General features: G+C 51.3%; 21 protein-coding genes. 4 read left to right on the forward strand and 17 right to left on the reverse strand.

Annotated features, from left to right (window positions below):
• The first annotated feature begins 45 nt into the window (after positions 1 to 45).
• From KNO71_RS03945 to KNO71_RS03955, 3 genes are all read left to right on the forward strand, one after another.
• The gene (locus tag KNO71_RS03945) at positions 46 to 354 is read left to right on the forward strand and encodes a PadR family transcriptional regulator (protein ID WP_214687333.1); all 309 of its coding nucleotides are present in this window, start codon (positions 46 to 48) and stop codon (positions 352 to 354) included.
• A gap of 4 nt (positions 355 to 358) precedes the next feature.
• A complete protein-coding gene (chrA, locus tag KNO71_RS03950) occupies positions 359 to 1543 on the forward strand; it encodes a chromate efflux transporter (protein WP_214687335.1) in 1185 nt (394 codons plus the stop codon).
• Positions 1544 to 1696: 153 nt separating this feature from the next.
• A complete protein-coding gene (locus KNO71_RS03955) occupies positions 1697 to 3532 on the forward strand; it encodes an acyltransferase family protein (RefSeq protein WP_214687337.1) in 1836 nt (611 codons plus the stop codon).
• Between the two features lie 20 nt (positions 3533 to 3552).
• Here KNO71_RS03955 and KNO71_RS03960 read toward each other — a convergent pair whose 3' ends face one another.
• Positions 3553 to 4053, reverse strand: a complete 501-nt coding sequence (locus tag KNO71_RS03960) for a YdcF family protein (RefSeq protein WP_214687339.1) — start codon at positions 4051 to 4053, stop codon at positions 3553 to 3555.
• A 186-nt stretch (positions 4054 to 4239) separates the two neighbouring features.
• Between KNO71_RS03960 and KNO71_RS03965 the strand changes: the two genes are divergently transcribed.
• Positions 4240 to 4533 carry a hypothetical protein gene (locus KNO71_RS03965; RefSeq protein WP_012727102.1) on the forward strand — a complete coding sequence of 98 codons (294 nt, stop codon included), beginning with the start codon at positions 4240 to 4242 and terminating at the stop codon, positions 4531 to 4533.
• A gap of 166 nt (positions 4534 to 4699) precedes the next feature.
• Here KNO71_RS03965 and KNO71_RS03970 read toward each other — a convergent pair whose 3' ends face one another.
• From KNO71_RS03970 to KNO71_RS04045, 16 genes are all read right to left on the reverse strand, one after another.
• Complete coding sequence (locus KNO71_RS03970; protein ID WP_214687341.1) at positions 4700 to 6013, reverse strand: glycosyltransferase family 4 protein; 1314 nt, start codon at positions 6011 to 6013, stop codon at positions 4700 to 4702.
• A gap of 36 nt (positions 6014 to 6049) precedes the next feature.
• Positions 6050 to 7270, reverse strand: coding sequence for a DHHW family protein (locus KNO71_RS03975; RefSeq protein WP_214683684.1), 1221 nt, complete (start codon positions 7268 to 7270; stop codon positions 6050 to 6052).
• A gap of 12 nt (positions 7271 to 7282) precedes the next feature.
• The gene (locus tag KNO71_RS03980) at positions 7283 to 8713 is read right to left on the reverse strand and encodes an MBOAT family O-acyltransferase (RefSeq protein ID WP_214687343.1); all 1431 of its coding nucleotides are present in this window, start codon (positions 8711 to 8713) and stop codon (positions 7283 to 7285) included.
• 37 nt (positions 8714 to 8750) lie between these two features.
• Complete coding sequence (locus KNO71_RS03985) at positions 8751 to 9227, reverse strand: hypothetical protein (RefSeq protein WP_012727107.1); 477 nt, start codon at positions 9225 to 9227, stop codon at positions 8751 to 8753.
• 81 nt (positions 9228 to 9308) lie between these two features.
• Positions 9309 to 10409 (reverse strand): non-hydrolyzing UDP-N-acetylglucosamine 2-epimerase, encoded by a 1101-nt coding sequence (gene wecB, locus KNO71_RS03990; RefSeq protein WP_012727108.1) that lies wholly within the window; start codon positions 10407 to 10409, stop codon positions 9309 to 9311.
• 49 nt (positions 10410 to 10458) lie between these two features.
• Positions 10459 to 11346, reverse strand: a complete 888-nt coding sequence (gene tagH, locus KNO71_RS03995; RefSeq protein WP_012727109.1) for a teichoic acids export ABC transporter ATP-binding subunit TagH — start codon at positions 11344 to 11346, stop codon at positions 10459 to 10461.
• A 10-nt stretch (positions 11347 to 11356) separates the two neighbouring features.
• On the reverse strand, positions 11357 to 12154 hold the full coding sequence (locus KNO71_RS04000; protein ID WP_251025511.1) for an ABC transporter permease: 798 nt from the start codon (positions 12152 to 12154) through the stop codon (positions 11357 to 11359).
• Between the two features lie 15 nt (positions 12155 to 12169).
• Positions 12170 to 13459: a nucleotide sugar dehydrogenase gene (locus KNO71_RS04005; protein ID WP_074036038.1), complete on the reverse strand. Its 1290-nt coding sequence runs from the start codon at positions 13457 to 13459 to the stop codon at positions 12170 to 12172.
• Between the two features lie 127 nt (positions 13460 to 13586).
• Positions 13587 to 15770 carry a glycosyltransferase gene (locus KNO71_RS04010; RefSeq protein ID WP_214687345.1) on the reverse strand — a complete coding sequence of 728 codons (2184 nt, stop codon included), beginning with the start codon at positions 15768 to 15770 and terminating at the stop codon, positions 13587 to 13589.
• Entirely contained in the window at positions 15767 to 18832 is a 3066-nt protein-coding gene (locus KNO71_RS04015; protein ID WP_214687347.1) for a CgeB family protein, read from the reverse strand. Before KNO71_RS04015 ends, KNO71_RS04010 begins: the two co-directional genes overlap by 4 nt.
• Before the next feature lie 42 nt (positions 18833 to 18874).
• Positions 18875 to 19186, reverse strand: coding sequence for a hypothetical protein (locus KNO71_RS04020; RefSeq protein ID WP_012727114.1), 312 nt, complete (start codon positions 19184 to 19186; stop codon positions 18875 to 18877).
• A 9-nt stretch (positions 19187 to 19195) separates the two neighbouring features.
• Entirely contained in the window at positions 19196 to 21841 is a 2646-nt protein-coding gene (locus tag KNO71_RS04025) for a glycosyltransferase (RefSeq protein ID WP_214687349.1), read from the reverse strand.
• A gap of 415 nt (positions 21842 to 22256) precedes the next feature.
• Complete coding sequence (gene tnpB / locus KNO71_RS04030; RefSeq protein ID WP_214687351.1) at positions 22257 to 23429, reverse strand: IS200/IS605 family element RNA-guided endonuclease TnpB; 1173 nt, start codon at positions 23427 to 23429, stop codon at positions 22257 to 22259.
• An 81-nt stretch (positions 23430 to 23510) separates the two neighbouring features.
• On the reverse strand, positions 23511 to 23999 hold the full coding sequence (locus KNO71_RS04035; protein ID WP_214687353.1) for a PIN domain-containing protein: 489 nt from the start codon (positions 23997 to 23999) through the stop codon (positions 23511 to 23513).
• Positions 24000 to 24003: 4 nt separating this feature from the next.
• Entirely contained in the window at positions 24004 to 24498 is a 495-nt protein-coding gene (locus KNO71_RS04040) for a helix-turn-helix domain-containing protein (protein ID WP_168169861.1), read from the reverse strand.
• 213 nt (positions 24499 to 24711) lie between these two features.
• A complete protein-coding gene (locus KNO71_RS04045) occupies positions 24712 to 26784 on the reverse strand; it encodes a bifunctional metallophosphatase/5'-nucleotidase (protein ID WP_214687355.1) in 2073 nt (690 codons plus the stop codon).
• Positions 26785 to 26983: the final 199 nt, after the last annotated feature.

Here is a 26983-nt window from a genome sequence, read left to right on the forward strand (position 1 = left end):
TTTCGAAAACCGATATCGAATTTCGATATTAAGGAGATGACACGTATGGAAGACCGCGTCTTGCGGAAGCTGTTTCTCGGTTTCATCCACATCCATATCTTGCACCACGCCGCGGAACATTCCGTGTACGGAGCATGGATGGTCGATGAGCTTCGGGAGCACGGTTATGAAATCAGTGCCGGTACGCTCTACCCGATCTTGCACGGGATGGAGAAAGACGGGCTCTTGATTCGTGAAAACGAGACGGTCGATGGACACGTTCGCAAAAACTACGTGACGACCGAAAAAGGACGTTCTGTGTTGGCGGAAGCCCGTCAAAAGGCATACGAGTTATTCAAAGAAATTAAGGAGTGAAGATATGACGACACAACGTGTAACGTTCAAGACGTTACTAGAAATTTTATTCGTTTCAACGAGGCTAGGTCTCACCTCATTCGGTGGTCCGGTCGCCCACCTCGGTTACTTCCACGAGGAATATGTGAGACGACGCAAATGGATGGATGAGAAAGCATATGCCGACCTCCTCGCCTTATGCCAATTCTTACCTGGACCGGCCAGTTCACAGGTCGGGATCGGCATCGGGATTGTCCGCGGTGGCATATTAGGTGGGATCACCTCGTTTATCGGCTTCACGACGCCGTCGGTCGTTGCCCTCATTCTGTTCGCTTTATTGTTGTCAGGGCTCGACGTGTCCGACGCAGGTTGGCTTTACGGCTTGAAGGTCGTCGCCGTCGCTATCGTCGCCCATGCCATCTTAGGAATGGCGAGTAAATTGACACCTGATACAAAGACACGAACGATTGCCTTTTTTGCCTTGGCAGGCGTCCTACTCTGGCAAACGACGTTCAGTCAGGTGCTGTTCATTCTTCTTGCGGCCCTCGCAGGATTCCTGTTGTTCAAGCCGGACCGCCTCGATGCGAAATCGAGTGCGTTCCCGATTTCGAAACGTCTCGGGACCGTTCTGCTGTCGATTTTTGGGGCACTTCTCGTCATCTTACCGATTTTACGGGAGACGTTTGAGAATCAGACGATTGCCTTGTTCGATAGCTTTTACCGGGCCGGTGCCCTCGTCTTCGGCGGCGGACACGTGGTCTTGCCACTACTAGAACGAGAACTTGTACCCGCTGGTTTCTTGAGTGAAGAAGCCTTCCTTGCAGGATACGGTGCCGCTCAGGCCGTTCCTGGTCCGCTCTTCACGTTCGCTTCCTATCTCGGAACGGTGATTAACGGTGTGCCGGGTGGCATCCTGGCGACGGTCGCGATTTTCTTGCCGGCCTTCTTGCTCATCCTCGGAGCACTTCCATTTTGGGACGCGCTCCGTCACAACCCGAAAGTCGCCGGTGCCCTCATCGGTGTCAACGCGGCGGTCGTTGGGATTTTGATTGCGGCATTCTACAGCCCGATCTTCACGAGTACCGTCAACGGTGCGGTCGACTTCGTGTTCGCTGCCTTCCTGTTCGTGATGATTGCTTATTGGAAGTTACCACCGTGGTCACTCGTCATCGCCGGGGTACTCGGTGGGTCGTTGATTAATCTGATGTAAAGTGCAAGGGACCTCGTGTCCCTTTTTTTATTGGATTTTCACGTCATTTAATTGTTAATCTTTTGAAACCATTCCCTCTTCCTCGCTCGTTATACTGAAGAATGGATTGAAAAATAAGGGAAATGTCCGCTTTACTAGAAAGGAAGTGGGGGCATGAAACCACTCAAACATACAACGTATATGCCTGGTCTCGACGGCTTGCGCACGTTCGCCGTCTTGGCTGTCATTTTATATCATTTAAATGTACCTTACATATCCGGGGGATTCCTCGGTGTCGATGTCTTCTTCGTCCTTTCCGGTTACTTGATTACCGGCATCTTGATTCGCGAATGGACGAAGACCGGCACAATCGATTTGAAAAGATTCTATGTCGCACGTTTCCGTCGTTTGTTGCCGGCGCTCGTCTTGATGCTGTCTGTCGTGATGACGTATGTGACGCTGTTTGACCGCTCCTTGCTCGATACGGTGCGACAGGATTCACTGGCGGCACTTGCCTATGTGAACAACTGGTGGTATATCTTCCACGAAGTCTCCTACTTCGAAAGTTTCGGAAAGCCATCGCCGCTTCAAAACCTATGGTCTCTCTCAATCGAAGAACAGTTTTATGCGGTCTGGCCGCTACTCCTACTCGTCGGTCTCGCGTTCCGGAAGCGTTTGCTCCAACTACTCGCTGCACTTTTATTCGTCTCCGCCGCCTGGATGGCATTCCGATATGTACCAGAAGCCGACCCGAGTCGCGTCTACTACGGGACCGACACACGCTTGTTCGGTCTGCTTATGGGAGCCGTCCTCGCGTTCGGTTGGCGCCCGGACACGTTTAAAGAGACGATTCCGAAGATCGGACGTCACATTTTGAATGGGGCTGGCGCCATTTCGCTCATCGCCATCGTCGGCATCATCCGAACCGTCAACGCCTACGACGCGTTCCTCTATTACGGAGGCTTCTTGCTCGTCGCGTTCCTATCCGCCCTATTGATTGCCGCTGTCGCCCATCCGGCGACCATTTGGTCACGACTGTTTGGAAGCGCTTGGCTTCGCGTGATTGGCACCCGGACGTATGGGATTTATTTGTGGCACTACCCGGTCATCATTCTATCGACACCGCTCGATCGACTCGGGACCTTCTCGCCACTTCTTTCCGTCGGGCAAGTGGCGTTGACGCTTTTGATCGCCGAGTTGTCGTATCGCTTCGTCGAGACACCGATTCGTCGAAACGGATTCAAACAAGCGTTCCGTCAGCTCGTCTCAACACCGACGCACCCGAACGCACGCTTTGCCGCCACGGCATGTGCGACCGCGCTCTCACTCGTTCTCGTTGGGAATTTGACCATTCTGGCGTTCTCTGAGTCGAAGCCGGTCGAAGATGAAATTCCTGTCGTGAAAGTACCGATGCCAAAAGATGAGACAAAGGACGTTCCGAAAGAATCGGAATCTAAGGAAACAGAGGAAGTCCCGTCTGAAGATCAATCGACAAAAGAAAACAAAGCACCAACTGAAAAACCAGAAGAACGAACATGTCCACCGGCTCTCGCGATTGGCGATTCGGTCATGCTCGGATTGAACGAATATTTGGCAGATGCTTTCCCGAATATGAAAATCGACGCCCAAATCGGACGTCAAGTTCGCGATGCGATTCCAGTTGCCTCTCAGTACCAATCGTATAATGCTCCAGGTCACGTCGTGTTCCTCCATCTCGGAACGAACGGTGCCTTCAAAATGGAGCAACTCGAGACGTTGCTCAAGCAGTTCGAACGAGCAGATGAAATCTATTTGATCAACACACGTGTCCCACGTCCATGGGAGAGTGAGGTCAATAAAAAACTCGCTCGGGCCAGTGAGCTTCATGAGAACGTGTCCCTCATCGATTGGCATGAACGCTCAATCGGGAAAGAAGCATACTTCGAAAGTGACGGGGTCCATTTGAATATCAAGGGCGCCGAAGCGTTCGGCCACGTGCTGAACGAAGAAATCGGCTGTCAAGCAAACTAGGCTCTTGCGAGTGCAAGAGCCTAGTTTTTTTCTTTCATAAATACATAACGTCCCAACAGCTTCACATACGCCAATACTTCACGAATGAGATATCGCCCTTTCGCAAGCGGTGGGGTCGGTGCATATAGGGCATCGCTCTCGAGCTGAAAATACAGTCTCGCAATCAGACGGGCCCGCGGCACATGAAAGTCATTCGTCACAATCGTCACACCTGATGCTCCATCCCAAAACAGACGGCTATGCTCAAAGTTCTCGATTGTCGACGTCGATGTCGCTTCCACATGAATCCGTGTAGCATCGATTCCTTGCGCCATCAGTTCTCGTTCAATGACACGCGCCTCTGCCATCCCTTCATCTGGTCCCTGTCCACCTGTTGCGATCAGTTCGACATGAGGATGTGCCTTCGCATAGGCGGCCGCCACGTCAATTCGATGTTGGAGTGCCCGGGATGGTCGAGTCCCATTCACTTTCGCCCCAAGGATGATGACGAACCGATATGTCCCTAATGCGTTCTTTCTCATGTTGTCACCCCGCCTTCGTACGTTCTTTCCTAACTTTACTCAAACAAAGAAATGATTGCACGAATCCGCTCTTTTTTACAATTTCAAGTAAGTATATTTACATAAATATGAAAATAACATTTGAAATATCCAAAAATTGTTTTATGATAAGGGAGGTAAGACTTCTTGAGGGAGGACTGGTGAACCATGACAGATTCAGATAAGTGGTTATCCACCCGCTTCTTGTATACACGCGATGCACGACTGTTTGCAGAGATTGAGGTTGTCGAGCTCGACCCGACTCACTATAAGTTCGTGATTCATCCGACACCGCTTGGCGCCGGGGAATCTCCTTATATGCGACAAGGTCCGTTAGACTCAGACCATCTCCCCTCTGCCTTTTCCGATGTGAGCCGTGTGTATTCGAGACAGCTGGATTGCTTGCGTGCCGCGACACGTCTCGTCTCTTCGATTGGACCAGCTCGCTTCACAGCACATTGACCAAAAGAACGGAGTCGCACAGTTGCGACTCCGTTCTTTGTTATTGCTTCGACAATTTGACGATGATTGGAATCGGTTGATTGATTCCTTGATATTTCGCCTGTAGAACAACCAAGTGGTCTTGCTGATCACGTTTAATCGTCACGTTATAACCTTCTTGTTGTGTTTATTCGGTTTCGTCGGACAATCGCTGAAGGGCTGATCGTAACTGACTGATCTCGGTAGACTGATTCGATTGAATCGCACGAAGTTCATCAAGGTGTCGCTTGGTCGCCTCGAGCTCATTGCGCATCGCTTCCAGTCGTTGCTCCCGATCCGCTAATTTCCACGAACAGAGCCGATTCGCGCGACGGGCATGCAGTTGGTCGTAACGAACGTGTGGATAACGAGCCACCAAATCGATTTCCTTAGGTCCCTCTCGTCTCACCTCTTCGAGCAGATCAAGGAGAAGCCGTTGCGCCGCTTCATCACGGAAATGTTCATCCACGAGTGCGGCCGAGAAACGTGCGAGCTCTCGTCTCGTCGTCTCATCCATCAATTCGAGGATGGCATCACCGATTCGACCCGATGTGTATCCATCGTATTTCGTCCCGATGCCACCAAAGTTCGTACTCGCAATATCTTGCCACGTCGAAGGTGTGACCAGCCCCTGATAACTTTTGCTCCCGACGGCGATGGTCGGTTTGCCGACCGCCATCCCTTCTAGCGCAGAGCGCCCTGGGGCGATGACGAAATCGGCACGACGCATCACTTCGGGTAAATCGTCTTGCTCGACCCAACCAAGCCAGTCCATCGTCTGACTGGTCCCTTCAAGCGCTTCCTCATAACGTGATGCGTATTTTTCCCGTTGTGTCCCGTCCCCGACAATGAGCCAATCAATCGGTAAAGACTTGATCCGCTCGTCTTCTAGCGCATCCAAAAAGACATCTAAAATGAACAGTTTGTCCGCATCTAGTCGCGAGGTGAATAGACCCGTCACGCGCTCTGACGACACGCTCGTCACATCCGGGACGAATGCATCATCGACTCCATTCGGAATGACGATGAGCTTCGATTCGATGGCCGGACAGTGCTCCACGAGATGGGTCGCGATCCGTTCCGAGACGGCGATCACTCGCGAGACGCTCGTATGATACTGCTCAATCTCATCATAATACATCCCATGGATGACGAGGACGAACGGGATGCCGTGTGTCTCTGCCACCGCTAGGCCGACCTGTCGTGAATCGAACGGATGGGCATACACCAGATCGAAGGATTGTGTCCCTACCGCATCGATCACACGGGTGACGTCCTCATTGGAATAATCGGTTCGTATGACCTGCCCACCGAGCGCCTCTACCTCTTTGGCAAAGGGACCTGGCTTACAGACGACGGTCACCTCATGACCCTCTCGAATAAGCACTTTCACAGATGAGAGAATGTGTCGATGAAGCCCACCCATCGCGGAGTGGAAGAATACCGGTAGCAATACGTTCATGAAGCGCACCTGCCTTTTCGAAGGAATCGCGTTCGATCACAGACCTTCTTGATACATCGACCCGAGTCCTGTGATTCGGTCATTGTGTAAGAACAGAACCGCATCGACATCGTTCTCTTCCGCATATTCCGCGATGCTGACATCGTAGTCATCGAGATAGCGAACGTCGATTGCCGATACCGTCCCGAACGACTCGCCAAGGTAGCCGAGTACCGGGTTCGCATAAGAATCTTTCAACACGAGGAGATGATCGTCATTTTTCGGATTCTCCTGCGTGATTTTCGCGAGGGCGTAGTTGTCACCCATGAACAAGTTGTAGTAGTTCGTGAAGTCGTCCGTGTTGTTCAACACGTCTTTGTCGAGGACGCCATGTCCACAGTCATCCCCGTTTCGACAGACCGTCGTCGTGAATCCGTCTTTCGGTTCGAGATACGTGAACGTGTCCGCCGATTCGACATACGGCATCGAGATTTCCCGGGCATGTGACCCGTAGAACGTCCCGTCGACCGTCTTCACGTCTATCTCATCTGCGGTCAACACCGGCGCATCCGGGAACTGTTCGCTTAAACGGTCCATGATTTGACCATACGCGAGGAATGCCCCTTCTGCTCGCCAGTGGTGATCGGTTTTGAAATAGATATCCTCGCCCGGTTCGTCACCGAGCGTCTCCTCCAAGTCGATGAGCGGGATGCCGTTCTCTTCGATCCGCTCATGTAACTCATCACGATTCTCCGCATCCGCCGACTCGATGTAAGCCGGGAAGATGTTTTGTCGCGTCGCATAGACCGGCTTACTCGGTGCCGAGGCGAAGTAAGACGGGATGCCGGCATCATCCATCTCTTTTTTGAACTCTTTGAAGAATACACCGAGCGAAGAATACTGACTTTCGTTCGCATCCGGACCGTACAAGAATCCATCGATGCTGATGACGCCGTTATTCATCTGTTGTTGCAACACGTTCAGTTGCACCCAGGCCTGCGTTTCAATCCACAGGTTTCGCTCAAACACCTGGTCGTTCGCCGACGCCTCGAACTCCTCCATGTACGACCCATTTAAAATCGTTTCGATGGATGGCTCAGGACGCTTCGCCAATATGCGCCCCTCGGTGGCCGAGCTTTCCTGCTCGTTACCGAAGGCATAAACGGCAAGTCCATAAAAGATGGTGCCAAGGAAGCCGAGCAAAAGGATACTGTTGACCACCCAAGAGAGGCGCCGTCCTTTCGAACGGACTTGTTCGCTTTTGGTTTGTTGTTCCATTGTCAGCCCTCCTTAGAACCGGAAATAAATAAACGGATTGAATGTACTCGAGACGACGTACGAAATCGAGATGCCGAAAATGAGCAAGATATAAGCTGCTCGGGCAAGACCTGCGCTCGCGGCAAGAACCGGACGTTCCGAGTCCACCTCGTGGCGCAAGAAATGAGCGACCAGCATCTTCGGAAGCGGTGTGGCAGCAATCATCGCCAACAGAAGAACCGTTCCGTATTGGACGAGATAGAAGTATGCCGTTTGATCGAACACTTCACCGCCGTGTAAGCCGAACATGACTTGCAGATAGTCAATCGCGTACGTGAAGTTATCGGCACGGAAGAATACCCAACCGATGACGACGACGAATAATGTGAACACATGCGCGAGCCATGCCGGCCACGCAGCGAGCCATTTCCCGAGAAATGCCCGTTCGAACATGATGAAGATCCCGTAATAGAGACCCCAGGCGATAAATGTCCAACTCGCCCCGTGCCATACGCCGGTTAATAACCAGACGATGGTCAAGTTGCGATACGTCTTCCATGGGCCTTGACGATTCCCGCCGAGCGGGATGTACACGTAGTCTCGGAACCAACTTCCGAGCGAGATGTGCCAACGACGCCAAAACTCAGACACCGATTTCGAAATATACGGATAATTGAAGTTCTCAAGGAAATGGAACCCAAACATCCGACCAAGACCGATGGCCATATCCGAATAACCGGAGAAATCAAAATAAATTTGGAGCGAGTAGGCGATGATTCCAATCCAGGCGAGTGTCGTCGACAGCTCCCCCGCCGATTGACTGAACACTTGGTCGGCCACATAACCACAACTGTTCGCCAAAATCATCTTCTTCCCTAGACCGATGACGAAACGTTGGATCCCAGAGACAAAGTCATCAATCGTCTCACGGCGGTCCACGATCTCATCTGCGACCGTTTGGTAACGGACGATCGGTCCGGCAATCAATTGCGGGAAGAACGAGACGTAAAGTGCCAAGTCGAACAAGTTCTTCTGGAGACGCCCATCGTTCCGATACACATCGATGACGTAACTCATCGCTTGGAACGTGAAGAATGAAATCCCGAGTGGTAGCGGGATCTCCGGGTCGTTCAGCGAGAAGCCGAACACCGAGTTGACGTTCTCGACGAAGAAACTCGCGTACTTGAAGACCCCAAGCATCCCGAGGTTTCCGAGAAGCATAAGCGCCATCGTCCATTTGATCTTCTTCGCATCGTCCCGATACTTATCGACCATGAAGCCGAAGAAGTAGTTCATGACGATTGAAGCGAGCATGATGAGGACGAAACGTGGTTCACCCCATGCGTAGAAGAACAAACTTGAAACGAGTAGAATCGTATTCTTCAGCCAGCGTGGTGACACGAAGTACAACAACAGCACGACCGGCAAGAAATAAAATAGAAATACCGTGGAACTAAATAACATACCGAATGGTCCCTTTCTCCCTTAAGACTTGCTCCGTTCAGCGGAACGTTACATAGAGGTCATCGAATCGTACTGTGATCGGGTCAAGCGTCTCGACGATGTATTTGTACGACATCTTGAAATACTTGGCGCCTTCCATCTGTTTCACGACTTCTTCAATCGGATTCATCCCCGGATTCAACGTGAGCGAGAAACGTTTGTTCGAAAGACGCTCCTCATCTGAGTACTGCATGACGTACAGTTCAAATCGAACGGTGCGATCGCCTTCGACATAAACGGCAGTCTTCATTTCCATCTCGTCCCCTTCATCCATCTTGGCGTCTGCCAAAAAGATTTTTGACGGTGGAATCTCAAACTTCAAATCAAACAATTGGACGTAAATCGAGTCCGTTAACGCTTGTGGTAAAAATGTGACTTCTGTCTTGTATTCTTCTTCGCGCATCGACATATGGTTTTTATGCGGTCCGCGCGGATAGTAATGATAAATCGCCGGACGAATTCGCTTCGTTGACATACAAGCACCTCCGAATCGTTAGGATGATGATACAGAAAAGAGTTGCTGTGCTGGGCACAAAACAACTCTATTCGCTTTCATTTAGTTGGCAAGGATAGCATCGACGATTCGACGTGACGCCTCACCATCACCGTACGGGTTCGATGCTTGTGACATCGCTTTGTATGCCGTTTCGTCAGACAAGAGCTCATCCGCGAGTGAGAAGATGTTCTCTTCTTCGATCCCTGCGAGTTTGAGCGTTCCTGCAGCCACACCTTCTGGACGTTCTGTCGTGTCACGAAGGACGAGGACAGGTACACCGAGAGATGGTGCTTCTTCTTGTACGCCACCTGAATCCGTTAAGATCAAGTGCGACGTCGCCGCATAGTTGTGGAAGTCGAAGACGTCGAGCGGTTCGATCAAGTGGACACGTTCGACATCGTGAAGAATCTCGTTAGCGAGTTCACGAACGACCGGGTTCATGTGGACCGGATACACGACTTCGATGTCATCATACTTCTCGATCAAGCGACGGACCGCACGGAACATGTTGCGCATCGGCTCACCCAAGTTCTCACGACGGTGCGCCGTCAACATGACGAGGCGACGACCTTGTGAACGGATGCTGTCGAGCAACTCGCTCGCATAGTCGTCACGGACTGTCGTTTTGAGTGCGTCGATTGCCGTGTTCCCTGTGACGAAGATCATCTCTTCATTCTTGCCTTCACGAAGGAGGTTGTCACGCGACGTTTCCGTCGGTGCGAAATGAAGGTCGGCCATGACACCCGTCAATTGGCGGTTCATCTCTTCCGGGAATGGTGAATATTTATTGTGTGTGCGCAGGCCAGCCTCAACGTGACCGACTGCGACTTGGTTGTAGAAAGCTGCGAGTGATGCCGCGAATGTCGTCGTTGTGTCCCCGTGGACCAACACGATATCTGGCTTCGTTTCAGCGATGACCTCGCCCATCCCTTTCAATACACGTGACGTGACATCGTAAAGCGTCTGCTTGTCTTTCATGATGTCGAGGTCGTAGTCCGGTTTGATTTCGAACAACTCGAGCACTTGGTCAAGCATTTGACGGTGCTGCGCTGTCACGACGACAATCGGTTCTACCCCTTCACGTTTTTTCAACTCAAGTACGAGTGGTGCCATTTTGATGGCTTCTGGTCGCGTCCCAAAGACGGTCATGACTTTTTTCATAGGTCGTTTCGCACGGTCTGACTTCGCCGTGCTTCCTCCTCCCAATTGCTCACGCTTCGTTCGATACAGCGACCGACGAATGGCGTGTTTGTAGTTGTTCTTCTGTCAAAGGCGGTAAGATATACGTCTCTCCGAGCTCCGTCGCATCGACGACCGTCGTACGACGTTTGAGCTTATCGGCTTTAAACGAGTCTTGTTGCTCTTTTGACAAGTTGCGGAACCATTTCAAAAACTTATTGTACTCCCGAACGACTTCATCGACCGGTCCATATTCGCGCACTTCTCCGAACTCGAGCCAAAGGCCGAGCGTACAGAATTGGCGAACTTGTGAGACCGAGTGACTGATGAAGAAGATCGTCTTCCCACGGTCTTTGAACTCGTTCATCTTGGCGAGACACTTGTCGGTGAACGTTTGGTCCCCGACCGAGAGCGCCTCATCGATGACGAGGATGTCCGGGTCGACGTTGATCGAGATGGCGAATCCGAGACGGGACTTCATCCCGCTCGAGTACGTCTTGACCGGCTGATTGATGAAGTCGCCGATATCGGCGAACTCAATGATGGCCGGTGTCAAGTCGATAATCTCCTGTTTCGTCATCCCGAGCATCAAGCCTTTGAGCTCGATGTTCTCGAGCCCCGTCAAGTTACCGTTCAAACCAGAAGAGATCGCAATCAACGCCGTCTTTCCGTGAAGTTCGATTTTCCCGTGCGTCGGCGGCATCACGTCAGCCAGCAAGTTCGACATCGTCGACTTCCCTGACCCGTTGATCCCGATAATCCCGACCACTTCCCCGGGTGGAACTTCAAACGTGACATTGCGGAGCGCGTAAAACTGTTTGCCCCCTGCTTTACTGAAGAAGATCTCCTTCAGCTTATCAGATTGCTTGTTATAAAGCGTATATCGTTTCGATACGTTTTCAAATTTAACCTGGTACATAAGGTCCTCCTCAAATGTAATCGATGAAGTGTCGACGGAAACGCAAATGAATCATCGACCCGACGAAGAAGAGAACGACGACGATGGCCCAGTAATAGAGACCGTAAGCCCAGTTAGTCGCCAACCAGTCGGTTCCGAGGAACATCGACCGATATCCTTCGACTAAATAATAGAGCGGATTGATTTGTAGGATATTCGCGAGCTTCGCCGGCGGCACCCAAAAAATCGGTGTCAAATACATCAACATCCGCATCATCGACTGAAGAAGGTTTTGAAGATCGCGCACGATTGTCGTGAGCGCGGACGTAATCAAGGCGAGCGAGTACAGTAGTGCGAGCGCACTGAACGCCAAGTAGATAAACCAGAGCGAATGTAGCCCCATCGGGAATCCGAATGCCCACATCAAGATAAACGAGACACCGACTAGCGCCACGTGGCGATAGAAGAGTGCGAGCAAGACGTATGCCGGAATCGTCGAGATTGGGAAGCTCATTTTGGAGACCATGCCGATTTTCGAATAGACGGACCGGGCCGTCGAGGTGATCGCCGAGGCAATGAAGAACCAGACGACAATCCCTGCGACCAACCATGGCAGAAACGGCACGCCATCAATCGGCCTGCCGCTTCGAATACCAAATCCAAATACGAACCAGTAAACTCCAATCTGCAATAACGGTGTCACGAACTCCCATAAAAATCCGAGGTACTGCATCGAGTTGTTGCTTCGCGTCTCATACGTGGCGAGACGGAAAATCAAGTACAAGCTCGACTTTAGCTCTGAAAGAATAGCTTTCGCGGATTTAAACATGTTCATTCACCTGAATCAAAGAACGAGATTCGTTTCCTTTGTATATTTGTAGAGGTTGCCGTAGTTGACGACCGCTACGTCTTCACCTTCTGGTTTCACGATGTTACGTGTGTCGAAGATCATCGGACGACGCATTGATGACTTGAGCTCTGCGAAGTCGAGGACTTTGAACTCGTTGTGGTCAACCAATACGAGGACGAGGTCCGCGTCTTTGAGTGCTTCTTCTTTTGAAACGAGCTCGAAACGGCTTGATGTTGATTTTTCAACGTGTGAGTCGTGAACAGAGATGTTCACACCACGGTCAAGCAAGATTTCAGCGATTTCAACCGCTGGGCTCTCACGCATGTCGTCGACGTTTCCTTTGTATGTCACACCAAAGACCGCGACTTTCGCGTCTTCGATTCCAGCAGTCAACTTCTGAACGTTGTCTGCAACGTAGTGTGGCATCGAGACGTTCGTCTCACGTGACAAGTTGATGATTTTCGCGAGGTCAGGTGATTTCGCGACGATGAAGTACGGGTCGACCGCGAGACAGTGTCCACCGACACCTGGGCCTGGGCTGTGCAAGTTGACACGTGGGTGCTTGTTCGCCATCTCGATGACGTCAAGAACGTTGATGTCCAAGTCGTTACATACTTTTGCGAGTTCGTTCGCGAGTGCGATGTTAACGTCACGGAACGTGTTTTCCATGAGTTTCGACATTTCTGCCGTCTTCGCATCCGTTTTCACGATTTCACCTTCAACGAATGTACCGTAGACGCGTGCGCCTGCTTCTGCACATTCTGTCGTGATTCCACCGACGATGCGGTTGTTGTGCACGAGCTCATGAAGGATTTGTCCAGGCAATACGCGCTCTGGGCAGTGTACGAGATAGATGTCTTCACCGACAGTGAATCCAGCTTCCTCGACGAGTGGTTTGACGAAGTCGTCCATCGTACGTGGTGCGATTGTCGACTCAACGATGATGACGTTGCCTTTTTCAACGAATGGCAACACTTTGCGTGTCGCATCTAAGACGTACGTCAAGTCACATGATTTGTGCTCGTCGTCGTTGTTCGGTGTTGGGACCGCGATGATGAAGGCATCTGCTTTCTCTGGTGAGAGTGATGCACGGAACTTCCCTTTTGCCACGACGTCTGCGACCATTTCGCCGAGACCTGGCTCTTCAATGTGGATCTCTCCACGGTTCAATTTATCAACAACATGTTGTGAAATATCGACTCCGACGACGTCGACGCCATAGTTCGCAAAGACAGCCGATGTCGGTAATCCGATATATCCAAGACCTACTGTACATACTTTCATTGTGTGGTAACCTCCAAATGTTTTGACGCGCTTTTTAAATAGCGCATTGTCCATCATTTTATTTCACATTCGATAATAAAACAATACTCATTATACTCTTGAACAATTCTTCGGTGCAATTACATTTTCATGACAATATCGTCGAAAATTGTTCGTGTGTTTTGCCTGAAATGATTTGTTCCATCTCTCGATAGAGACGATCGAGCGCGAAATGTTTACGGGCATACGCCTGATAGGCTTTTGCGTCCGCCATCAGCTTCTCGTTCTCTTCTTTATAAGAAAGGATTGTGTCAACAAATTCCATCGTATCCGTGACGAGCAGTTCGTCCGGGTAAATCGTCTCCGCGCCCGTCCAGTGACGGATGAGCGGATAAGACCCTGCGGCCATCGCTTCGGCCGGTGCGAGATGGAAACTTTCCAAGTCACTCGTCGAGAAGACGAAGCCGATTGATTGGAGCCATGTGTCGACGTCATTGCCGTGTCCATCGAAATGGACGTGGTCACGAAGGTCCGACTCCTCGATGCGTTTCAGTAACGCCTCGTAGTACGCGCTCTCCTCTTCGCGCTTCCCAATCCAATAGACATCTTTTGGATGGTGTCCTTTGAAGTGGAGCTGGTACCGTTTGTCCGTCTTCAGCAGCTCTTCGAGGACGTCGAGCGCGAGGTCCGGACGCTTCAGTTTCGGGTTCATGCCGATCATACCGAGACGGAACGTCAAATCGTCTGCCTGTTTCGGTTTGTCGAGCTTGTCCGCGTCGACGGCGTTGTAGATGACCGTCATCTGGTGACGCGGAATCCCGAAGAGACGATGCATTTCTTCTAACATATACGGTGAGACGAGAATGATACGGTCGATGTTGTCGAGCGCATATTCCCGTGGAAATGGTGTCTCTTTCTCCTGACGGTGAATTCGGACGATGAGACGCTGATGCGGCAACTTGTGTTGCGAGTACCAGACGGCGTTGCCGAGGCCCCACTCACAGAAAATGACGTCTGCTTGCGCGAGACACGCCTTACTGTGATTCACATCATGAATCTTATGTCCGTCCCACTGGTCGATGAGGACCCGGTAGCTCGGGTCGGCCTCGAAGCGTTCCATGAACATACGGATGAACTTCAAGTCGTGACCGGCGAAGAGGATTGTCGTCTTCTGCATCTCCCAAACCGCGTCACGGAGGCGTTCGAACGTGCTGGCGAACGTGTAGTTTTTCGCCATATTGTAGAGACGTTCCGCCGCATCCTTGTAGATGGCCGGATGGGTGAAGGCGAGCTCGACCTTTTCGATGAACTCATCTTCCGAGTTGACGAAGAGCGGGTAGCTCGACCCGAGCAACATCTCGTGCATCTTGTTGCGGTTGAGAAGGACCGGCTTCCCGAGCGCCCCATATTCGAGGAGCTTCGTCGACAACTCGAGGCTGTCGTCAAGGTCCGGGTGGCGCCACGAGATACCGATGTCGCTCTCTTCGATGAGCGTCTCGACGTCCGCACGCGGGATGCCTTTCAACCAGTGGACCCCTTCGTCCGTCTGGAGACGATGTGTCACTTCTTTACGGAAGTTCGGGTTGTTCGGGTCTTGGTTGAACTTGTCCCCCGCCACCTTCAACTCGACGTCCGGCATCCGGACCCGTACCTTCTCGAGCGCGTCGAGAATTTCAGCCGAGTACCAGAGCGGCGCGAACTTTCCTGTATAGACGAGACGTTTCGCCTGACGCTTGAACGTCGGCGTCGCCTCGCGCATGTTCGGAATCATCGGGTTCAAGATGAGGAACGGCTTCGGCGTCTGTAAAAACGTCTCGAAGTACGCCTTCATCTCCGCCGTCTGACAGAGCATGCGCGCCGAGCGGTCCGCGATCTTCTTCAACCGTGCCAACTCTTCCTGTGACGCGGCCGATGAATCATGCGTGAAATCCGTGAGATAAGTCCACGTCTTTTTCATCGTATGTTCATAGTCGGAGAGCGCATAGGCGAGCTGGAACCCACGGATGAACGTCATGTCATACTGTTTCGTCTCGACGAGCTCGTGGATGAGTTGGGCCGCCTCTTCCGGCTGGAGCACCTTCTTCTCATAGTACGGCTCGTCTTTCTTCGTCGAGTCTTCCGTGAAGACGTCGATGAAGCGGACGCGGTCGAGCTGTTTGATCGACGCCGTCACTTCTGGTTTCACGATCGAGCGCTTCAAGAGCACGTCGACCTCGATGTTCGGGTCCTGGTTCAACATATGCACGACCGACGTGAGCCAGATGGCCGAGCCGTCGATCAAGTTCAAATTGACGTCCCCGTATACGAGGATCCGTAGCGGTTGCTTCGTCATAACGTTACCTCCTGACGGTCCGCTTCATTCATGGCGGCACCGGCTTTCACATATTGATACGGGTCGACACTGAAGATGCGTTTGCCGGAACGAGCGAGTTCGTTCAAACTCTCGTCCGCTTCAAAGATGTGGAGCGCCTCCTCGACCGTATAGAAGCGGAGTGCCGACGGCTGCACGATCGAGCGGGACGGTGTCGCGTCAAACACATAACGATACGACTCGTCATGGTCCTGTTTGACGAGCTTGCCGTCATACGCATAGTAATCCTCTTTCGTGAGGACATCCGCTTCCGCATAGCGTGCCGCGAGCAGATAATCGCTCAAGTAGTTCGGACCGTAATAATCGTCCGACTTCAAATGGGCGACCCAATCGTACGATTCGACCATCTCCGTGAACGAGGTATAGTGCGTCAAGTAGCTGCGCATATACGTCGAGATCGATGGCGTGTTGTACGTGTTGTACACATCGATGTGATCCTCGAACTTATCGAGGAACATCATGAGGTGTTTATGCTCATAGTTCTGTGCTTCGAACTGGGCGACGACGCGTTCTGCCTCTTCGCGCGACTTGATGAAGGCGACGACGGCAATCTTCTCGTGGTCGACGCGGTACGGGATACCGACGTCTTGGATGATTTTCGCCAGACGTTGCGTGTACGTGTGATACGTCAACACGTGGCGCATCCCACGCATCGCGATGTCCTCATAGAACGAGTCATCCGTCATCAAACGGCGGAACGTCTCGTCTAAGTCAGACTCCCCATCGTCGAGGAAGACGTAATCACCAAGCATGGCGTCGACCCCGACCGAACGGGTGCTGACGACCGGTGTCGCGCAGGCGAGTCCTTCGAAGACACGACGTGAGAACATCGTCGGTGAATCGTTGACCGAGTTGACGTTCAACATGACTTTATACCCTTTATACGCCTTGGCAATCTGGTTGTACTTCAAACTGCCGCGAATGGCGTGACGGAACTGTTCCGGGAATTGGAGCTGGTCGCTCTCCCCGCGTTGGTTGATCGCATAGTTGCGGTCGTAAATGGCAAGACCGTACTTATCCGCCGCCGCGAACAAGCGGTCCATGTCGGCTTTACGCGATTCGTGACGGTTCGCATAATACGAACCGGCGAAACACGCATACGGCTCACGAGTCCCCGGTAAGCGGATTGGGTTATGCTCTTTCGGCTGGGCCGCGAACGGTAACGCATCGACCCGGTCATGCCCACAATCTTCTTTATAATTCGGGACACGGTTCATGTCGGTCGTATACACATAGTCGAATCGCTTCGCCGTCTCGATGAAACGGTCGTAGTGAATCGGGTCTTCTTTGTTCCAAAAGACGGTCGGGATATTGTGATAACGGCACCAAGCGAGAAGCGCGTCGAGCTCTTCCCACGTGTTCGTGCCATATTTGACGATTTTCTTCTCCCAGGCGCCGGCGTTCCCTTTCCACGCCGATTCGACGACGAGGACGTCCGGTTGCTCATCGAGGAGCACCGTCTTCCAGTTGTCCGGTGTGAAAGTGATGAGCTGGCACTCTGGTTTGTAGGATGCCATCGTGAACTCATCGAAGATGGCCGCGACTTTCAGTTCATGAAGCTCACGCGGGACCGGTGCGAAGAAGCGCGCCTCGCGCACGTCCATCCACGTCGGGTTTTCTGTACCGTCGCTGACGAGTTCTTCCGCGACACGGATGCGGTCGACCCGAGCCTCTCCGACACCGTCGACACGTAGGGCGAAACGAAGGAAGCGGATGCCTCGGTCAAAATAGAAGACTTTCTCGCTTCCGATTTGAACCTGTTGCATGATCTGACGCTCCGTCGCCGAGTAGGCAATGATGTAGAGGACAACATTCGCCCCTTCATCGGCCACACCATCGAGCGTGACACGGTAACGACTGTTCGCCTTCACTTCATACGGGAACTCTGTCGGGAGCAGTTTGAAGCTGTTGTTCATCTCTGCATACGAGATGTAGCGGCGCTGATCCTCCTCGCCTTTCAAATTGACGACAAGTTGGTCATCCCGGCTCTTCAATTTGATGAGGTCCGGTGCCGGGATCGTCCACATGTCCGGTTTGAGCGACAAGACGTCTTCACGGCGGACACTCTTTTCGCGAATCATGCCGATATTCAAGTTCTCAAGCTGTCCTGACCCGTTCACGCGGATGAAATAGCGGATGGAACGGTGTGACGGTGCGATGCGGACGATACCGCTCAGTCCGAGTGGCACTTCAATCAAACGATCCTGCCCAGACACCGTATACGTCGCGATGAATAGCGAGGCGTCCGCTGTACCCGTGCGGTCCCCTTTCAAATAGAAACGATACAAGTCATCGTCCATATCACCCGTCTCAAAATCGATGCCACGTTCTGTATCGACGTGTGGTAGCGCGATCTCATCGACGCCATAGTGCGTGTATTGGTTTCCTTCGGCTCGCACGACGAGCGTGTCCCCATCGAAGTGAGCAATCTCACTCTGTGGCTTGAGCGACCGGAGTGACGCCGCCGTGAGCGGATAGCGGAAGTCAAAGGCGTCGACCGAAATGTTCGCGGCCGTCCCTTCCACCGTCCAAAGCGAGAGCGTCCCGAGCGTGAGGTCGACGAGGCTGAACGCCCCTTTCCCTTCCACATTCAAGTGGGCCCGGACGATTTGTTCACCCATTCCGAGTGTCACATCGACGTGGTCGCTGTCCTGTACGGTGACGTAGCGGGTACGCCCCCCTTTACGAACGACTTCTAACGTCAACGTCGGCATCAAGCCTTCACGCGATTTGACACGCATCATAGCCGTGAACGTCTTTTGACCTGATTCGACGAGGTCGTTCACCGAGATGATATCTGAACTCGCGTTCGGTCGGTACGTGATGGTGACCGGCTCGTCCCCAGAGAAGACAAGGTCCGTCCCTTCAACGTGTACGTAAGGTGAGCGTGTATACCAGTTCGGTACGAGTTCACGTAGTTGATGCGATTTGTTCGGGCGTTTGTTCAACACTTTACGACCGAGTCGCTTCGACCGTTGTACCCCAAGGTAAGCGGCGCGACGTGCTTTTTTCTGCCAATCCATCCTCATATCCTCCAAATCATCGGTTCTCCCGAATCCGATTCTTTATTTGCGAATGCGTCGTGCGACAGCTTGTGCCTTCAAAATCGCCTTACCGGCTTTCGACTGCACAAGGCGACGATACTTCTTGTTCACCACTTCATACTTACGTTTCACGTCCGTGAGCGCTTGTTCTTTCTTTTCAAACGCCTGAACGGTCCATTCGAACGTATAGAGAAGGTCGCCATACTTTTGGACGAGGCGACGATGTTTTTGTCGCAACAATCGTTCATCGTGCTTCAGATGACGAATCTCCTCTTCTTGAAGTTTGATTCGCTGTTTCAACAATCCGATTTCTTTTTCTAGTTCATTGCTCATGGTCTCACCTCACAAGTATGCGTCAAAATAGAGACGCTTCAATTCTTCTTTTTGTCCTGATTCATATAAGTCGACGAACTGTTTCACGATCGGCGTCTCTAGTTCCATCGGACGATACTGTTCGATGATTTCATAAAGCATTCCGGCGTTGTCGAAGAATTCTTCCGGCTTGCTGCGGCGTAAGAAGACGAGGTACCACATCGAGAAGAACCGTTCGAATCGAGTCGAGCGGTATTGGTCGAGTACGCCTTCGCGAGCGAACGCTTTCGCCCGTGCCGTCTCCCGGATGACACACTTCATAAAGTATTTCTTCGTGATCGTATTGACCGTCGAACCGGCGACGGCCGCGTAATAGTCATGAATCGTCAAGTCGAGCAGAGCGACGCGTCCTGCGTTGAGGAACATCTCTTGGAAGAAGAGCGAGTCTTGCCCGACCGCGCCGATGACTTGTTTCAAATCATGCTTCTGGATAAAGTCTTTTTTGATGACCATCGTCTGGATACTCTGCACCTTGAAGTTATGCTCAAGCAAGTACCCTCTCGGGTCTTCGATGACGCGAATGCCATCCTTCTCGAGGTCTTCGAGTTCGATCATCGCTTCACGGTTCGCAAGCTTCAACATGCTTCCGACAGAGAGGTCGAGCGTGTCATCTTCTTGCATGACACGGAACAGTGCCGCATAGCCGTCGTTGACCGCTTCATTGTCCGGGTCAAGGAAGGCGATGTATGGCGTCGTCGCAAGCTCCACCCCTTTGTTGCGTGGACGTGAGGCGCTACCGCTACCGCCGTCGTTGAACGAATACGTGTAGACGTTCGGATACTTCCGGACGAGACGTTCGATATAGCCGATCGTCTCTTGGTCCGTTGAACCGTCGTCGACGAGCCAGATCTCCATGTCTTCAAACATCGAGCTACGGCGAAGACTCGAGAAACACTTGTTGTATAGATAGCGACCGTTGTTATAAATCGGGACGATCATTGAAAGCGCATAGTCGCCCGGTTCGTTCGGGACGAGCACGTCGTCTGGGGCGAGCAGTTCGAAATGATCGATGGCATAGCCTTGACCTTCGACGCGTTGGTCGTTCCGAAGCGTCTCAAGCGATACGTGACTAGCCGCGAACATCGTCAAGGCCACGTCAGCATAGTCTTCCACGAACTCATGGATGGTGTCCTGCCCTTTCGTCACGAACGAGACGTCCGTGTATTTGAAGGCGTTGACTAAGTCTTCCACATAGTAGTCGAGATAGTGATGACGGTCGTCAAACACGGTCACAAAGTCGGCTGTACGTAGGTCGACTTCTTGTAGATCCGCTTCGGCGACGAAGCGCTTGTGTGGATACGACTGACGCTCGAACTGTTCACGTGTCGCCGTCACATCACCGCGACCGATGACGAGGACGTCGCGACGGATTTCATGGTGGATGCCGAGAGTGAACAACATCTCACTGAAGCGGTCGTACATCGTATGGTTCGAGAAGATGGTCCGGACACCAGACAGTTGATGCTCGAGACGCTCTTCGTCCGTCTTAAACATCTCTAAAATCCCTTGGGCGTCCAAGGCGCTTGTGGCGATGAACACGTTCGGGAAGTCGTTGTTGACGGCGACGTTGTAGTTCGTCAAGACGAGTTGTCCGCGAGCCTGTGCCCCATAAATCGCTTGCGCGCTCATCGTCGGACTGTGCTTCACTTCATTGACGTGAAGCACCCAATTCGATGTCTCTTTCAGCTTCTCCATATCCTCAGGGTCCCCATGGACGAGGACATCTTGAAGCGACTTTGGTGCGAGTGACGCTTTCGACTCATTCGCCTCACGTATCACATAGAGTTCTTTGTTCGCATCGCGAACGCCTTGCGCGAGCGTCTCCAAGTCTTTTGCGAACCGCTGGACGGGAAAACGGTTCGTCACGACGACACGGTCTACCTTGCCGCGCGTCATCCCGATCGGGTTCACATGAAGCGGGTCGACTCCTGGGCGGATGACGAAGACCCGTTCATGCCCGGCTTCTTCCATATATTCCGTCACACGCTCCTCGTTTGCCGTGAAGATGTAATCACATTGTGCGGCAAGTGAAGAGAAGCGGTCGAAATGATTCGTATCGAGTGTCGTTTCGAAGACGACACGGATCTCCTTTTGTTTCGCCTTGCGAATCAAGTTTCCGAGCCAGTGACGAGAGTGCGAGCGTGGCGTCCCCATGTGATGGAAGGCCGTCGTCTCATCTTCTGTGAGCGCTGCCGAGATGAGCAGGAAATCGATGTCTTCTGCTTCAAGCAACTCTAAAAAGCCTGTCACGTTCTCAAAGTAATGGGTGTGACAAAGACGTTCGAGCTCTTTGGCCCGCTTGACCGGTCCGACGAACGCGACATGCACATTCGCCTTCTCATAAAAACTGCTCCCGTTCGACTGGATGCGTGTCACATCAAGTTCTGGGAGGCGTTTCCGAGCTGCTTCGAGCTCTGCCTGTAATGCGGTTTGTTGTTCCTCGAACAGTTTGTCATCTAGACGCGGGCGTTGCGCCTGTCTCGACAAAGAAGGAAGTTCATCTAAGGTAATCAAGTCATCCCCGACCAATGCCTCTTTTCGGTTGACTCGTTCTTTTTCTTCTTTTAACCACGCGATATGCTTTTGCACGTCGCGTAGCGTCGCTTTTACATCCATACGTCCGCTCCACCTTTTTTAAGTAATCAGTATTTCTTCATCTTATCGTATCTTAACAGAGTTACATGTCGGTCGCAATTTGATGACAAATGCACACGCCCGAGTTTCCTACAAAAAAGACGGACCCATAAATGGATCCGTCTCGAGGAATACCTCACTCATAATGATGACATGTCAAAACGTCTAATCAAGTTGATTCCAAATCTCAAAGAAATCTTCTAGTCTTGCTGAGAATTCTTCATCTGACAGTACTGCCTCATGCAATTCAGTAGAGACAGATAGATATTCGCCCCTACCCGTATCATAAAGAACCTCTTCATCCGCTTCGGACAAGAATAGATTTGAACTACCCCCACCTACGCTTCGCTTAGAGGTGGGGATTCCTGAGTTATCCTCTCTAACGAGAGAAACCTGATCAGGCTAGCCCCGTCGTCCCGACGGTTGAAGAAGCTAAGATGCGTTCAGCTTCTAATTTCAAGTTCAGTCCTGCGTTCACATCCCGGTCGTGGTGGACCCCGCAGTTCGGGCATGTCCATTCACGCAATGGGAGATGCTTCACGTCTTTGTGTTGATGGCCGCAACTCGAACAGAGCTGGCTCGAGGCGAAGGTCTTCCCGACCTTCACGACGGTCTTCCCGTACCAACCGGCCTTATACTCGAGCATGCGAAAGAACTCTGACCAGCTGACCTCGGAGATCGACTTGCTCAACTTGCGGTTCTTCTGCATGTGCTTCACCTGCAGAGTCTCGATGCCGATGACGTCGTGGTTTTTGACGATCTCGGTCGACACCTTGTGCAGGAAGTCGGTGCGCTTGTTGGCGATCTTCTCGTGGATGCGGGCGACCTTCCGCTTCTGCTTCTGGTAGTTCTTCGCCTCGGAGAGTCTCACCCTCTTGTTCAGGGCGATGCGCTGACGACGGGACAACTTACGTTGCTCCCGTGCCAGTTTCTTCTCGAGCGTACGGAAGTAACGGTCGTTCTTGTACAATGTGCCGTCCGATAGAACGGCGAAGTTCTTCAGCCCGACGTCGACGCCGACCGATGAACCGGTCTTCGGCAGCTCACCGATCTCCTGCTCTACGAGAAGGGAGACGAAATATTTACCCGAAGCCGTGCATCGGATCGTGGCGCTCAGGATGCGACCCTCGACCTGTCTCGAGTTGGCGAAACGCAGCCACTTCAGCTTCGGGAGTTTGAGTCGATTCCCGACGATCGAGACCTCGGGGAGCTGGGACTTGCCCTGGATGTTCGCCGTATAGGATTGGACGGGGTTTCGCTTCGACTTGAAACGGGGATGATTCCCCTTTTTCTTGAAGAACTTCTTATACGCGTCGGCCAGGTGTTTGACACTGTTCTGGACGGCCGTGCTGTCCACTTCCGTCAACCAACCGAATTCCTGCTTGAGCATGGGAAGTTCTTTCGAGCAGGCATCATACGACAGTCCCTTGCCGGTCGCTTCATGGGCCGCGTCCCATTTCGACAGGAAATGGTTGAACACGAACCGGGAACATCCGATCGTCTTGGCAATCAGGAGTTCCTGTTCCTTCGTCGGATAGATCCGGAATTTATAGCCCTTGTGCTTCACCATGTGACGGTCACCACCTTTGAAGATATTTTACCCGAAGAAAAGGCTGGCGATTCATCTCCCACTTTCACGTAAGCCCTGTCCTTAACGTTTAGAAGTGGGAGTATTCTCGCTTAATTTTGATAAAATGAAATCTTTGATATTCCGTGTCACTAATATCGCATCTTGCTCATAAGCTGCACTCAGAATCCTCGCATCCGACACTTGCATGTGTTGCGGTGTGAGTTGACATTCTTCATGAATGCGCGACCCATATTTAGCTTTTAGAATGGCGCTTAACTCCCTCAACTTATTCTCAATTTCACGCGTACTTTTCTCATAGACGATTTGACAATCGTTCACAGCATCGAGAATACGTTGGCGTTCATTCGGTTTCGGCGGGATTTCTGCCAATAGTTGTACATCTAGTTCAACTTTCACCTCTTCAGGAATCATCAAAATCGCATTAGAATCCTCTTTGATTTTTTTCCAAAAGTGTTGACACTGCTTCTGATGTTTTTGTGCCTCAACGTCATTAGAACGCGCACTCAAATCTCGAATCACATTCGTATCAATCACGTATTTAACAATCATCATTTCACTCTTTCACTTCATCGACGTCCTGTAATAATACAGAAGCGAGTCGTTCGGACGATCGTCGTTGTTCTTGAAGTTCAAGCAAAAGTTCTTCTAAGTCAGGATGACTCACAAATTGTGAGGAAGGGATTCGCCATTTCCCTTTCCCGTTCAATGTACGATGCGCTTCAATTTCATTTGCCATACACTTCCGCCTTACCATTTGAGGAGAGATGGAGAGTAATTTTCCGACCTCAGTTACAGTAAGATATTTCGGCAACAGATGAATGAGGTTTTCTGAAACGGTGTATTGACTCACGATTGCTTCTTCTCGTTCTGACAATTTGATATCAAGGCTTTGCTCATATTCTTTAAGCGCATTGATTGCACGGCGAACAGCACTTTGACGCTTTAGGTCATTATTCAATTCAGTGGCGACTTCTATTTTTTCAAGTTGAGCATCCCGTTCAAGCACCTTCATGATGTCATCTTTATGATTTTTGTAATCTTTCAGCATACATCTCATCCTCACTTTCGAAACAAACGAAACAAACGAAACTTAATTATATTATACCCGCTCTTCTACTTATTGAACAACTTGATATAAAAGTAATTTGATTGAAGCGCCTCAATAAAATAGACACCCGTTCCAAGTAGCTTGAAACGAGTGTCCATCGATAGTCACAGGGCAATTTCTCTTTAGAAATTCGTCCCTAAAACCATTATTCACTTACTCTGCAGCATTGACGTCGACGATCCGTCCTTCAACAGCCGGTGTGACTTCTTCACCGAGGCTGATCAAGTGATCGCGGAAGTTTTCCCAGTCGATGAGACCGAGGTCATTGACGCGGCCTTCATCAAATGCTTTCTTGAACTCAGCGTAGTTGTCTCCACCTTGCGCTGTGAAGAAGTTCGTTGCGACTTTATAGCTCGTCGCATCATCTACTGCTACGAATTCTGAGCCGTTGTTGTATTCCAAGCTAACGATGCGCTCGCCAGCCGGTTTCGAGCTGTCGAACAACACTTTGAATCCAGAAACGTGGAGGAATCCACCGTTCTCGACCGGGTAAATGCCAACACTACGCTCGAAGGCCGCTTTCAATTCGCTACCTTTCAAGTCCATGATGGCGAGCGTGTTTCCGAATGGAAGTGTCGTTAACACTTCACCTGTCGTGACAGGACCTGCATCGATTGCTTCACGGATTCCACCACCGTTTTGAACGGCACCGATGACAGCAGAATCATATTCTTTCGCTTTCGCGAGCATGCCATCTGTGATCAAGTTACCGAGGGCTGTCTCATTTTTACGGACACTCGGTGCTGTTTCATCACCTTTGTCACGTGGGTTATCGAGTGGCGCTGTAAGAGACACACCGATTGGATCTTCACTAATCGCATCAACCACTTCTTTGAACGGTGCGAGAAGTGAGACCGCGTATGGATCCGGCTGAAGTGCTTTCACGTCAATCAAGCTACCTGCATGCTTGATGACTTTCCCGTCTTTGTCGAACTCGACATCAACCGTTCCGAGGAAATTGCTATATTGGTCCGCTTGAACGATGACCGTCGGTTCTGTTTTCCCTGCAGTGATGAGGACCGGCTCACTCAAACGAGCGTGCGTGTGTCCACCGACGATGATATCGATCCCGTCTACGTTTTCAGCAAGCAACAAGTCGTTGTCGAATGCTGGGTTGTCGTTATATCCAAGGTGTGAGACCGCAACGATTTGGTCGACACCCATCTCTTCGAACGCATCGACTGCTTTTTGTGCTTCTGTGATGTAGTTTTGGAATTCGATTGGCCCTGGGCTAGCGATTGTAGCCGTCTCTTCTGTTGTCAAACCGAAGAATCCGACCTTCTTGCCGTCGACCACTTTGATGACTCCTTCATACAAACGACCGTTATACGCCTTATCCGTCGTTTCGTTGCGGTACAAGTTCTTCATGTATTGGTCTTTTGAATAGTCCACGTTCGAGCTGACGAACGGGAAGTTCGCATAGCGGACGAAGTCAGAAAGTTCTTTATGTCCTTGTTCCGTACCAAGGTCGAATTCGTGGTTACCTGGCACCATCAAGTCGTATTTCATGTAGTTCATGAGTTTGAGGTCGGCTTGACCTTTGAACTCGTTGAAGTAGAGCGATCCTGAGAAGACGTCCCCTGCGTCGATCAAGAGGCTATCTGGCTTCTCGGCACGAACTTGCTTGATGGCTGTCGCACGGTTCGGTGCGTACTTGAGCGCTGCGTGCGTGTCGTTCGTGTGCATGATCGAGAGCTTGTATCCTTCTACTTTATATGGAACTTCGAGTGTGATCGTTTTTCCGCGGTTCGTGTATGTAGCCGTCGCGACGAATTCGCCGACTTCATCTGTGTTGATCCCGCTCCAACGAACTGGTTTTTCGTAAGTGCCGCTCGCGAAACGCACATCTTGCTTCACGATTCCGACTGCTGGCTTCCCTTGTTTGAACACGAGTGGCTCAGACGGCGGAAGGATTTCGAGTGGATGATCGAGGACGCGTACACGTTTCTCGATGTACATGCCTTTTCCTTTTACGATCCCACGTGCTGTTTGGAACGTGCCGAGCTTCTCGAGGTCAACGCTTGATTTGTACCAGTAGATTGGCGCCCCTTTATATGTAGCATCAAGTGCTGCATCCAAATCTCCTTTGTATACATACCCTGACTTCGCCTTGACGACCGATGCTTTCGGTGCAGCTTCTGTGACAGCAGCTGGCGTGAGTGATGCTGTCGATACAGCGGCTACGGCAAGCGCTGTATACAGTTTACGTGATGATTTCTTTGCCATGTCCAGTTCCCCTTTCGGATTTGCGAACAAGACACATGAAGGAAAGCGCTTACATCGTTCGACTTATGTATAATCTCATTGCCCCAAAGTCGTCCGTTTTTCCCCCATATGTACAATTCGCTCTAGTTCTAACGTAACGGAAACGCGTCCAATAAACAATCACAAATTGAAGATTTTTAACCTTTTTACAATTTCCACA

The sequence above is a fragment of the Exiguobacterium sp. s163 genome, assembly GCF_018617135.1.
In the GTDB taxonomy this organism is placed as follows: Bacteria; Bacillota; Bacilli; order Exiguobacteriales; family Exiguobacteriaceae; genus Exiguobacterium; species Exiguobacterium profundum.